The organism is Streptomyces sp. NPDC039736 (genome assembly GCF_055596485.1).
The window spans coordinates 1-12,448 of record NZ_JBVIUQ010000004.1 but is presented as its reverse complement, the minus strand read 5'-3'; the positions used below and the strand labels follow the sequence as shown (position 1 = coordinate 12,448).

Sequence of the window (12,448 nt, the reverse complement as noted above, 5' to 3'; positions counted from 1 at the left end):
AATCCAATCCGTTCACACACAGCAACAAGGGGAACCCCATGCAGTTCGTCAAGACTCACCCTGCCCGCATCTACGCCGTCCTGGTCGCCGGTCTCGCCCTGGTCGTCCACTACATCCCCGAGCTGCCGTCCGCGCTGATCCTCGGACTCGCTGCCGCTGTGCTCGGTACCGGTGAGGCTGTCCAGCGCGCCGAGGACCGCAAGACCGTGGCGGCCGGCGTCGACGAGAGCGGCACCAACGCGTGACCTACCGCCACGTCGCGCTCATGGGCCGTGCGGGTGCCGGGAAGGACACGGCTGCCCGCCGGCTCGTTGAGCGCTTCCAATTCACACCCGTTGCGTTCGCGGACCCGCTGCGAGAAACCGCCATGCGCCTGGACCCGATTGTCGGTGCCGAGAACACCGCACTCGGTGCGCTGCCGATTCGGCTGTCTGATCTGGTGCGCCGGTACGGGTGGGACCGGGCCAAGCGCTCGTATCCGGAAGTTCGGCGGACGTTGCAGCGGCTCGGGGAAGCCGTCCGCGCGGACGATGCCGATTACTGGCTTCGCATCGCGCTGGACAAGGTGGCGACCGCCGACCGGTGGGGGCTGCCCGTGGTCATCACGGATTGCCGGCATCCGAACGAGCTGGACGCGCTGCGGTGCGCGGGGGCTCTCATGGTCCGCATTGAGCGTCCCGGCATTGAGGACGAGCCGTCGAGCCCGGACGAGCGGCAGCACATCAGCGAGACCGCACTAGCCGACTACCCGGCGGACGCCGTACTCAACAACGCCGGCTCTCTCGCCGAGCTGCACCAGCTCACGGACCGTCTCGCCGTACGCCGCTGAACTCACCCACCCATTCCACCGAGGGGACACCTATGCCCGGAACCGTACGAACAATCAAGCGCGGGGGCTCGCGCTTCTATATCGACCCGGATAACGCCGAAAAGCTGCCCGGTGTTACTTCCGTGGTCGGCATGCTGCCCAAGCCGTTTCTTGTCTACTGGGCAGCACGCCTTACCGCTGAAACGGCGGTGCAGAATCTCGACGCTGTGCGGTCAATCGCAGAGCGGGACGCAGAAGGGGCCGTCGACTATCTGCGGCACGCGCATTCCCGGTACACAAAGCTGCGCGCCAATGTCGGCTCGGACGCGCACGACCTTTTTGAACGCATGATCCGGGGAGAGGTTCCCGGTCGTGTGCACCCGGACCTAGAGCCGTACCGGAAGGGCTTCGCGGAGTTCCTTGACGCTGTCCGCCCCGAGCTGGTGAGTGCCGAGGATATTGCGTGGTCCGACGAGCACCAGTACGCCGGCTCGTTTGACGCGATTCTCCGGGTGCGACTCGGTGAGGACGGAACGCCCGACCACGAATCCGGCGAGTGGCACACGCTCATTGTCGACTGGAAGACCAGCAAGAGCGCGTATCCGGATGTGGCGTTGCAGATGAGTGCCTACGCCCATGCGGACCGGCTCATTTCCCCGGATGGGACCAGCGAGCCCATGCCCAACCTTGACGGGGCTGCCGTTCTCCACATCACCCCGGAAGGCTGGACATTCAAGCCCGTTCGCGTCGACCGCGAAATCTTCGACGTGTTCTTGACGCTGCGTCGGGTCTTTGAGTGGGACCGGGGTCTGAGTAAGACCGTGTTCGGTCGGGCTATCGCAAAGAGCGTGGGGCGGCTTGTGACGGGGACACAGCGCCGAGCCTAACAACGAGCACCAGGACAAGCAGGGCGGGTCACATATGACTCGCCCTTTTTCATGCCCAAAACCAGGGGGACACATGGCAATTCGTATCTTTGAGACCGACCCGGACGCTATGCCGAAGGGCACGTTTTCCGATGACACCGTAGGCCGCTTCCACTCCGGAATTCAGGGAAACAACGGTCCGGAAGCGCTGGACAGGTGGAAGGTGTCGACCGGGGACCCGGAAGTTGCCGCCGCTATCGCACAGCTCATGGGCGGGCAGCCGGAAGAGACCGACAGCAAGTCGGAGAATTTCATTGAGATATTCACTGGCACGGATCGCGTCAAGGTCGTTCTTGCCGGCGCTGGTGCCATTGATTCGGACATGAAGCTGTGGAATGGCAATGTCCTCATTCACCACTGCGACGGTGTGGAGTTCCTTTCTCCGGATGAGGACCGGGGCAAGCCGTGCGGGTGCCCGACGCTCATGGAAGACCGTAAGGCGGCATTCAAGTCCAAGCGGGGCCCGGGTCCGTCCATCGCAGTAACGTTCCGGCTGGCCGATGATTACGAACTCGGTCTTTTCCGTTTCCAGACCGGTTCTTGGAAGCTGGTGGAGGTCCTGCACGAGATTGAAAACGCTCTCGACAAGGTGGGCGGGGAAGCCCTCGCCGAGCTGTCGCTAGAGCTGGTGGAGTACACCACGAAGAAGGGGCGGGACGTGAGCTATCGCAAGCCCGCAATTCGCGTTCTCAAGTCCTGGTCTGACGCTATCGCCGAGTGACCGACGAACGTCAAGGGGCTCCGGGGCAGCACGCTCCGGGGCCCCGACCAGGGGGAACGCATGCCAATTCTTGAGTTGTTCGCCGGCTATGGAGGGCTCGGGGCGGCAGTCGAAGCACTCACCGGGGACCGGGTTGTATACGTGGCGGAGAATGCTCCGCACGCGGCAACCGTCCTCGCTGCCCGATATCCCAATGCCCCGAACTTGGGCGATGTGACGGCTGTTGATTGGGCGTCACTCATTGGCAAGGTGACCCGACTGACAGCGGGGTTCCCGTGTCAGGACATCAGCGTTGCAGGAGAGGGGGCGGGCATTCATGGCGCGCGTTCGGGGCTCTGGAAAGAAGTGGCCAAAGCCGCTCGCGTCATTCGACCGCGAGAAATCTACTTGGAGAACGTATCGGCCATCCGAACACGGGGATTGGCCGTTGTACTCGGGGACCTGGTCGCGCTCGGGTATGACGTCCGGTGGGTCTGCCTACGAGCTTCCGCTGTGGGCGCCCCGCACAGACGAGACCGGTGGTTCCTTTACGGCGCGCTTCCTGCCGACACTGGACACCGGGGTAAGCCCGAACGGTCACGGCCGGCGGGGCGGGAAAGCGGGGAACGGGAAGCAGTCTGGGGCTTCGCTGGACGTGGTGGCCAAGACGTTGCCCACACCCACCGTGCGGGAGTGGAAGTCGGGGGCGTCGAACATGCACGGGACGAATGCACGCCCCCTGTCGGAAGTGGTGCGGCTCTTTCCCACTCCGAAAGCGACGGACACCCCCGAGTCGGTGAACCGCCGGAACACGCACGGGTACTTGTTCCTTCCGGGTGTGGCTGCTCGGCTGCCGAATCCGCTGCTGCCGACTCCGACCACATCGGACGGGACGGGCGGACCGGGGACGAGCCCGAAGCGGGCGGGTGGAATGAATCTGCGAACAGCGGTGACTTTCCTCCCTCTCCTGCCGAGTGGTGGGGCGAGTATCTGCCCGCAATCCGCCGTTGGGAGCGACTGACCCGACCCGCGCCCATTCCGACCGAGACCGGCCCTCGGGGCGGACGCCGACTTAGCCCCAAGTTCGCCGAATGGATGATGGGTTTGCCGGACGGATGGGTTACGGACGTTGACGGGCTCACCCGAACTCAACAGCTACAGGCACTCGGTAATGGCGTGGTTGTACAGCAAGCATTTGCAGCATTTCACCATCTGATCAACGGGGGGACGAATGGGTAAGCGGGGCGTGGTCACGGACTATGCGGGCGAGGAACTGTACCGGGGCGACCTAGTGGCCTATGCGGCACGGCAGGGGAACCGTGTACGGCTTGCGGACGCCATTGTTGACCGGGTCACGACGCGGCTTGTCGACGGTCGTCTACGGCCCATGCTGCGTATCCAGCCGACCGGCACGGAATCCGGATTCGCGAAGCGCAAGAGTCTGCGTAAGGAGTGGATCAGTTCGGAACATGTGCGGCTGGTCATTCCCGACGTGACGGGCGAGCGCGACCAGTAGGTCACACACGGAAGGGCCGGACGAATCCCACAGTGGAGCCGTCCGGCCCTTCCGCCGTTTCAAGGGGGCGGAATGGAACAACGCATAACCGCGCACAGTGCACCGGCACTTGGGGACGTGCGGCAGCTCGGGGCCGGTGACGTCCTGGTCCTGGTCGACGGATACGAGCAACGGCCGGATTGGGTGCGGTACGCGCACGCCATGTCCATAGCGATACGGCGCGGAGCCGACATACAGCGAGCACGGGGGATCAATGGCGAATCCGAATAAGCAGCGTGGGACACAGTGGGAATCACGGGTGCGGGACTTCCTTAACTCGTCCCTCGGGCTGGTGGACGAGAGCGGGCGGTTCCTTGACCCGTGGGAGCCCCGGAACGTCCGCCGTGCGGCACAGGAAGGATGGGCGGACGTAGGCGACGTGCACGCGGCCCCGTTCGTCCTGGAGTGTAAAGACGTGCGCACGCCGGCTGTCCCGACATGGCTGCGGCAAGCCCGCATCGAGGCACGTCACGCCGGCTTCCCGTTCGGTGTCGTCGTCCACAAGACGCGCGGGCTCGGGGTCGGGGCGGGACGTGTGCATTTTGACGTACGTACGTGGACTCGGACACGTACAGCCCTCGGTCTGTCCTCGCGCGCCATGTTCGAGCGGTACAACTTCGCGGCTTCGCTGCGGGGTCTCAACACTGGCCGGTGGTACCTGACAACCACCGTCGACCAGTTCGCGCGGCTACTCGCGGACATGCACGGGACGGGGGTGCCGCGTGCTGTTCGCTGATCTACTCGCACGCTTCGGCTCCGTCGACGAGCACCAGGACGGCGGGTATTCGGCTCGATGCCCCGCCCACCAGGACTCGCGTCCGTCGCTGCGGATATGGCGGGGCGAGGACAACAAGGTTCGGCTTACGTGTCGCGCCGGCTGCCGTACCGAGGACGTCATCAAGGCCGTGCGGCTCGGCTGGTCCGACTTGTTCGACGTCGCCGGCCCGGGAAACACCGTTACCGCGGAACGGCCCGAGCTGGTCCCCGTCGGGCAGGTGGCTGCACTTGCGGCGTATGTCGACCGTACGTCGCTTGCCCTCGCTGACTACTCCGACGAGTGGGCAGCACGGGCACGGCAGTACCTCGCCGAGCGGTTCGGACTCACCTTTGAGGCGGCTGCCGAACTCGGGGTTGGCGTCGACCAGGGCGACCAGGGCGAGGGCTTCACCCACCTTTCCCGGGGCTACCGTGCACACCCTCGCCTGACTGTCCCGCTGTACGGATTCGACGCTGTGGCCCGAGGGCTACAGGGGCGGGACCTTTCCGGGGACTGCCCGGCACGGTGGCTGTCCCTCGCCAACCCGCGCGGGTATCGCTGGACCCCGTACGGGGTTTTCGTGGGTGCCGGTGGGTACGGCACAGTCCTGGTCACCGAGGGGCCTGGGGACGCTCTCACGGCCGTTGCGTGCGGCTATGACGCTGTAGCGATTCGCGGTGCGTCCCTCGCCAACTCGCCCGAGCTGGTGGCCGAACTCGCGGCCGGTCTCGCGGGACGGCTCGTCATCCTTGCTGGTGACAACGACACAGCGGGCAACGGTTTCTCCACGACGCTCGCGGCTGGTCTCGCCGAGCACGGTGTCACCACGCTGCGGCTCCACATCCCGCACGACGGGGACGACCTCACCGACTGGCGCGAACGGGACCCCGAGGGCTTCGCGGACGAGCTGCACCGCGCGGTACGCACTGCCCGCCCCGTGCGGGACTCCGCGGACGTCATGGCCGAAGCTCGTTCCGCCGAACTCGCCGAACGCACGGGGGCCGAGTCGGTCACGCGGGACCAGGGGGCCGAAGCTGCCGAAATCCTGGCCCGGCTCGTTGGGCAGCTCGGAGAGTCGGACGCCATGAACGCGCACGCTCTCACCGCATGGGTTGGGGGCCGCATCCGGTACGCGGCGGGGCTCGGCTACTTCACGTGGGACGGCTCGGTGTGGGTGCGCTCGGACACCCGGGTACGGCAGGAGATCCACCGCATGGGGGCCGCTCTCGTCCTCGCCGGCCAGACCCAAGCGGCACGCGGGTTCACCATGTCGTCCCGCATCGACGCGCTCATGAAGGAACTCAAGTCGGTTCCCTCGGTACTGGTCGACGCTGCGGATTTCGACAACCGCCCGGACCTGCTTGCGTTCCGGAACGGCACGGTGGATCTCCAGACCGGCCGCATCCGCTCGCACGACATGCGCGACCTACTGACGTACGCACTCGATATCGACTACAACCCCGATGCGGTGTGCCCCCGTTGGGAATCCTTTCTCACCGAAGTGTTCCCCAACATGTCCGCCATGCCCGCATACATGCAACGCATGATCGGATATGGCATTACCGGCCACGCCACCGAGCAATCATTTTGCGTGATGTGGGGCAAGGGAGCCAACGGGAAATCCGTTCTGGTGGACACCCTCACGTCGGTATTCCGGTCTATCTCGCGTACAACGGCGTTCAGCACGTTTGAGGAGCGCCGAAGTGGCGGCATCCCGAACGACATTGCGGCATTGCGCGGTGCCCGGCTCGTCATGGCGTCCGAGGGCGAGTCCGGAAAAGCTATGTCCGAAGCGATCCTAAAGCGGGTCACCGGAACAGACATGATTAACGCTCGATATCTTCACCGAGAGTTCTTTGAGTTTAAGCCGTCATTCCTGTTGATGCTTGCCACCAATCACAAACCTAAGTTCAAGTCGCAGGATGAGGGGCTTTGGCGACGCGTCAAGTTGCTCCCCTTTCAACGCTACTTCGCACCCCGCGAACGGGACCATCACCTAGACAAGAAGCTACTTTCCGAAGCCGAGGGTATTGCCGCATGGGCCGTGCGCGGGGCTGTCCAGTGGTATCGGAGCGGTCTACAGGACCCGCCGGAAATCACCGGGGCAAGTGCCGAATACCGGCAGACCAGCGACCAGCTAGCGGGATTCTTTCCCGGTGTTCTGGACCGTGCCAACGAGTCACACGTGATGCCCGGAACCGACGCGTTCAATTCGTACCTGGAATGGGCCGAGGACGAAAACTTGCCGCAGCGGGAACGCTGGACCCGCCGCACCTTTTACGACGCCATGGAAGAACGCGGGATAGGAAGGAAGAAGACTAAGACGGGCATTGCCCTGGTCGGTCTCCGATACGCCGACGAAAGTTCGGACGCCACCGGCCCCGGAATCTTCGCCAACTGAACAGACCACATACACGGGTCGTCCACCCCACCGGGTGGGCGGCCCGTTTTGCTGTAGGGGGAGCATTGAGAGAGTTCCGACACGACATAGCCGGCGACCGGGTCACCGTGCACGTACCCGAGACCGCCGAGGACCTGGACCAGTTCCGCGAATGGCTGGACCGAGCGAGCAAGCGGGGGCCGGTCGCCCTGGACACCGAGACGACCGGGCTCGACGTCTACCGGCCCGGGTACCGGCTCCGCACGGTCCAGCTCGGGGACGCACACGACGCATGGGTGTTGCTGTACGAGCGCGGGGGCGAGCACGCGCGGCACGCACGGGAAGCCGTCCAGCGCTGCGGGCAAGTCCTGATCCACAACGCGGGGTTTGACTGGCTCGTCCTGGACCAGCACGCCGGCATCCCGTTGGAATCCCTTGCCCCGCGGAGCACCGACACACGAATACTCGCGGCCCTGATTGACCCCCGGCAACAGTCCGAGGGGGGCATAGGAACGGGCCTGAAGCCCCTTTCCGCCCGGTGGGTAGACCCGACTGCCCCGGACACCCAAGCGGGGCTGCAAAGCGTCTTCAGAGCCCACGGACTGACGAAAGAAACCGGGTGGGCGGGCATACCCCTTACCGAGCCAACTTTTCTCCTGTACGCGGGACTTGACGTCATCCTCACGGCCCGGCTCGAACCGGTCCTACGGCGTGAACTCGCACGGCTCGGTGTGCGTCCCGAGCTGGTGCAGTACGAGCACGAGATAGCCCGCATGTGCGCCGTGATGCAACGGCGGGGACTACTCGTCGACCAGGAATATGCGGAACCGCTCGCCGAGCGTCTGGCCGTTGAAGCCGACAAGTTCCGTGCTGTAGCCGCGCGTTACGGCGTGGCCAAAGTCGGCAGCTCGGCACAAGTGGCCGAAGCGCTCGCCGGCATGGGCGAAACCCTTACCGAACGCACCGACTCCGGGAACATCAAGACAGACAAAGCCGTCCTGTTGCCGCTCGCCGACCTTGACCGGGACTGGCAGCGCATCGGGGCCCGTGAACCCAACCCGCTCGCGGATGCCGTGCTACGGGCGAAGCGTGCCGCGAAATGGGGCGGGGACTACGCCGAGCGGTTCGTTAGCGGTCTCAGTGCGGCGGGACGTATTCACGCGAGCATCAACCCGCTACAGGCCCGTACGGGGCGCATGAGCGTTTCGGGTCCGCCGTTGCAACAACTCCCCTCGGGTGACCACGTGATCAGGCGGGCAATCGTCGCCGAGCCCGGACACGTCATGATCTCCACCGACTTTCAGGCGATTGAAATGCGGGTCCTCGCTGCCCTCGCGGACGTCCGGCGGATGAAAGAGGGGTTCATCAGCGGGGGCGACACGTTCGACGTCCACACGTACACCGCTCGTCTCATTAAGGGCGACGCTGCGACCCCGAAAGACCGGAAGGTGTTCAAGGGGGCAGGGTTCGGAAAGGTCTACGGCGGTGGTCGGGTGACGATCGCGCGCCAAACGGGGGCACCGGAACACGAGATTGAAAGGGCTCTAGTCGCCTACGACCGTGCGTTCCCAGAGATCAAACGGGCAGCGAGCAAGTGGCAACGGCAGGCGTATGCGAACGGCATGGTGTTCGTCTCCGCCACCGGTCGCCGGCTGCCGCTGGACCGTGACCGGACGTACGCCGTAGTCAACTACGCCTGTCAGAGCGTCGCGAGAGATGTCCTCGGGCAAGCCATGTTGAACGCCGAGTCCGCCGGTCTCCTTGATCATTGCCGCTTGCCGATCCATGACGAGCTGTTGGCGTCCGCCCCGGCCGACGAAGCTGCCGACGTCGCCCGCGAGTTCGAGAAGTGCATGACGTTCCCCCTGTACGGGGTGCCCATCACTGCGGATGCGGAGATCGGGGGCCGGTCATGGGGGTCCCTGTACGGGGCCGACTACTGAGACGGGGTCGACTACTGAGACGGGAAAAGGTTGTACGGGAAAAGGTTCCGATTCGCACGTGATGCGGTAGCAGTCATTCCGAATCGGCTACTTCCCGTAGTTAATCCGTGTTCAGAGATCACGCAGCATCACTTTTGATAACGGGCGGGTGTCGGTCCCGAGACCTAGCCCACACGTGCCCACGTATGCCCCATTCATGGCCATTGTTGCCGTGGTGTCCGATCTCTAAATTCAGTGCCACGCAGCGACAAGGCAGCACCACAAGCCCCGTCCTGCTAATCCGAGACGGGGCATTCTTGCGTGCCTCTTGAAACAGTGGAGCAAACGGATATGACACATCTGACCGCAGAACTCATTTCCGCAGCGAAAGAGAACGATCTTTCGGCAGTCGCCGAGTTGGTGCGGGAACTGGAACCGTTCGTTATGAGCCGCGCCATTTATCACGCACGAGTTCAAGGGCGGGTCGACGACGACCTAGCGCAAGACCTCGCACAGGTGGGGCGCATCGCCGCATGGGAGTCAATAGGTGAATTTTCCGGAGACGAACCCACACAGTTCATGTCGCATATAGACCGGCAGACTTCTCGGGCCATGGCGGATGCACGTCGAGAAGCGTCGCGCCCCGGAGTAAGCGTTTACACCGCGAAGCGATTTGAACAAGCGCTGATCCTGGCAGGCGGAGACCCGTACGAAGCAGAGAAGATCGCAATGTCTGACGAGCGAGGAACCGACAAACTGAAACCCGAACTTGCGTACGCTGCCCGTCTTTCCTGGCTTGGAATGGACTCGCTGGACCGGCCATTTGACCACGCGAGACACGGTGAAAACTTCACCCTCGGAGACGTGATAGCTCGGGAAGTTGCAATGCCATTGGAATTGGTGGAGTCGGCGGATATTGCCAAGCACCGCCGGCGCATCATCAGCGAGCAAGTCCATAAGGTGTTGGGGCAGTTGAGCACCCGGCAGCGTCACGTACTGAAAGCGGATCACGGAATTTCACCGGTCGGCGATTACTCGAACGAGTCTGACGAGGTGCTAGCCGATGACATGGGTGCGACCCCCTACCAGGTGAAGCAAGCGCGAGTTAAGGGGAAGACCCGGTTCCGCGCGCTCTACCAGGCAGGTGCAGGCGCATGATCACGTGGTACACCCGCGAGGGCGGGATCATCGAGCTAACCCGGCGCGGCCCCCTCCTGGACGTGCACGTACGGGACAGCACGGGGCGCACCATAGCCACCGTGACCCGCCGCGCCGGCGAGGGGCTGATTCCGGCACGGCAAGACACAGGGCAATCAAGCAAAAGACGGAAGTACGGTCCGAACGGTCACGTCTCCCGTATTTGCGACTCCCACCAGGAACCGAATTGCATTTCGCTCTTTGCCCCTGCTAGATCATAGAGTTTCTTTAGGTCCCCGTGCACAGTGGTCACGCTCGCATTGACCTCGCGCGCAATGTTCTTCAGCGGGACATTATCCCACCGTCGCTGTGCGATGATGCGCATTCGGTCGGTCATTTCACCGCCGCTTCCGGTGGGGGCTTCCCCGAGCCAGGGAATGCCACGATTCCACTGCTGCTCATATACACGCAGAATGAAAGCGCGTAGGCCAGGGTTAGTAATGCGGATAGCTGGTTTATGGTCGTCGTCCCTTGTGACGTCCATAATGTAAACGATCTCGTCGTCAACGCTTATGATGCGCTCGAACTGCCCCGTGGTAGTGCGAACCTCTGCGCCGTGCGCGGTGATCGCAGCGACATATTCACGCTCCGCAATGCGGCTCCGTGCGCTGTCCTGATAGAGAACGCGCATTCTTTTCGTTTTGAGGGTTTCAATGTCGCGTGGTAGTGCTCGGTCTAGAACCTCGCGTTTCCGCTCGTTTGGCTGTGAAGTCGATAGGCGGTACGTCGCCTCGCGCACGGCTTGGCTGATTGAGATTGTGACGGCTTGGTGTTCGTCAATAAATTCGACTCCCTCTAGTCCGCCGGATGTCTCCCTTCCCGACTCTTCGAGTAGGGCCGAGAATGAGTGGACCCGCTCTAGGGCTGCCCTGATCGTCGTGAATTCGCGTTCTCGGAAGACTCGTCCAGCCCGTGCGGGGTCCGCTTCAGACCAGGCGGACAGGATGGGGTCCCACTGCGCCAACTCCAGCGACACCAGCTCGTCTAGACCCGGTTCGCCCTCGGGGGCAGTCTCGCCGGCTTTGAGCCTGGCCCAAAGTGCGTGTGCGGTTGCCGTAAGCGCTACGGCTGTCCGGTTTTTGGTGTCTATCTCCGTCTCGTCCACTATGCCCCCTGAATATTTTCGGGTGTCGATTCGCAACCCCTCGGACGCTTGTTCGGGGTTGGTTGTGCAGGGCAGCCTACGGAGTGTCACCAGGGCGTCAACACTCTTAAAGGTGCGCGCCGTTGTTGATCATGGGTAGGTGGGGTGTGATGTGGGGTTTTCGCGAATCCGCACATCCGGAATCACGCATCCGGTTTTAGTTACAAGACGCAACTTGCCTGATACGTAAGGGAGTTCAACATGCCGCTTATGCAAATCGCTCGCCGTACCGCCGTAGGGGTAGCTGCCGCTCTGGTCGTCGTCCTTGGTGGAGTCGGTACCGCCCACGCTGCAACGTCGGAGCCCGCCCCGGCTCCGTCGGCCGAGCTGGTACAGCCCGCACCGCACGTGCTCAATGACAGCGACTGGGGCTAAGCACTAGGCAGAACGGGGGTGGACGGTTGTGGGGGAGCTGCCGTCCACCCCTCCCAAGTGGGGGACAAGGCGAGAAAGTGGTTCCGAACGTGCTGCACCGCATCGAGATTTACACCCGCACCGGGGCGGGTTCCTGGGGCTGGAGGCCCGCCGGCCCGGCCTACCCGGACACCCCCGACGTCATCAACACTGAAGGCCAGTTAATCCGGGCCCTGCACACGTACACCGCCATGTCGGCCCGACTCCTGGCCCCGAGTGTTCCGCGGTTCCGCATGGTCGTACGCACGCTCGTCACGCGCGAACTGATCGGCATGTACGAGTGGGAGCGCTCCACCGAAACCGGCCGGCTGGTCCCCGCGAGCACGCCGTTCGTGCACTGGTCCGAGCTGGAGTCTGTCGCCGCGTGACGAGCTGCACCAGGACGACGAGAGACCCCGACACCCGGGATGAGAACGGGTGGCGGGGTCTCGTGCGTGGAAGCGCGAAGCGCAGCCACTCAGATGACGTCGAACTTGCCTGTCTTGACGCTGGCTACGAAGGTAGAGAACGCATCAGTAGAGAGACCAAGGATCGGTCCATCCGGGCTCTTAGACGGTGTCCTATGTGGTGAGTCGGAGGAGCCGCTTGTAGCAGCAGAGAGCTGCGGCGAGGCCGAGAAAGGCCAGGTAGTTGGCGGGTTGGCGT

Annotated in this window: 11 protein-coding genes; 10 read left to right on the top strand and 1 reads right to left on the bottom strand. The window is 63.7% G+C overall.

Going from position 1 to position 12,448, the window contains the following annotated elements; genetic code table 11:
- Positions 1-38 precede the first annotated feature (38 nt).
- From ACZ56L_RS13270 to ACZ56L_RS13230, 9 genes are all read left to right on the top strand, one after another.
- Positions 39-245: a hypothetical protein gene (locus ACZ56L_RS13270; protein ID WP_471063894.1), complete on the top strand. Its 207-nt coding sequence runs from the start codon at positions 39-41 to the stop codon at positions 243-245.
- Positions 242-829 carry a deoxynucleotide monophosphate kinase family protein gene (locus ACZ56L_RS13265; RefSeq protein WP_471063892.1) on the top strand — a complete coding sequence of 196 codons (588 nt, stop codon included), beginning with the start codon at positions 242-244 and terminating at the stop codon, positions 827-829. Before ACZ56L_RS13270 ends, ACZ56L_RS13265 begins: the two co-directional genes overlap by 4 nt.
- Positions 830-861: 32 nt before the next feature.
- Entirely contained in the window at positions 862-1,695 is an 834-nt protein-coding gene (locus ACZ56L_RS13260; protein WP_471063890.1) for a hypothetical protein, read from the top strand.
- 73 nt (positions 1,696-1,768) lie between these two features.
- The gene (locus ACZ56L_RS13255; protein WP_471063888.1) at positions 1,769-2,455 is read left to right on the top strand and encodes a recombination directionality factor; all 687 of its coding nucleotides are present in this window, start codon (positions 1,769-1,771) and stop codon (positions 2,453-2,455) included.
- 60 nt (positions 2,456-2,515) lie between these two features.
- Complete coding sequence (locus ACZ56L_RS13250; protein ID WP_471063886.1) at positions 2,516-3,673, top strand: DNA cytosine methyltransferase; 1,158 nt, start codon at positions 2,516-2,518, stop codon at positions 3,671-3,673.
- A 7-nt stretch (positions 3,674-3,680) separates the two neighbouring features.
- Positions 3,681-3,950, top strand: a complete 270-nt coding sequence (locus ACZ56L_RS13245; protein WP_471063884.1) for a hypothetical protein — start codon at positions 3,681-3,683, stop codon at positions 3,948-3,950.
- Between the two features lie 761 nt (positions 3,951-4,711).
- On the top strand, positions 4,712-7,147 hold the full coding sequence (locus tag ACZ56L_RS13240) for a phage/plasmid primase, P4 family (protein WP_471063882.1): 2,436 nt from the start codon (positions 4,712-4,714) through the stop codon (positions 7,145-7,147).
- Positions 7,148-7,212: 65 nt separating this feature from the next.
- A complete protein-coding gene (locus tag ACZ56L_RS13235; RefSeq protein WP_471063880.1) occupies positions 7,213-9,069 on the top strand; it encodes a DNA polymerase in 1,857 nt (618 codons plus the stop codon).
- Between the two features lie 330 nt (positions 9,070-9,399).
- Complete coding sequence (locus ACZ56L_RS13230) at positions 9,400-10,206, top strand: hypothetical protein (protein ID WP_471063878.1); 807 nt, start codon at positions 9,400-9,402, stop codon at positions 10,204-10,206.
- A gap of 187 nt (positions 10,207-10,393) precedes the next feature.
- Here the strand turns inward: ACZ56L_RS13230 and ACZ56L_RS13225 are convergent, their stop codons facing one another.
- On the bottom strand, positions 10,394-11,350 hold the full coding sequence (locus tag ACZ56L_RS13225; RefSeq protein WP_471063876.1) for a hypothetical protein: 957 nt from the start codon (positions 11,348-11,350) through the stop codon (positions 10,394-10,396).
- 491 nt (positions 11,351-11,841) lie between these two features.
- On the opposite strand from ACZ56L_RS13225, the gene ACZ56L_RS13220 reads away from it, so the two are divergent.
- The gene (locus ACZ56L_RS13220; protein WP_471063874.1) at positions 11,842-12,171 is read left to right on the top strand and encodes a hypothetical protein; all 330 of its coding nucleotides are present in this window, start codon (positions 11,842-11,844) and stop codon (positions 12,169-12,171) included.
- Positions 12,172-12,448: the final 277 nt, after the last annotated feature.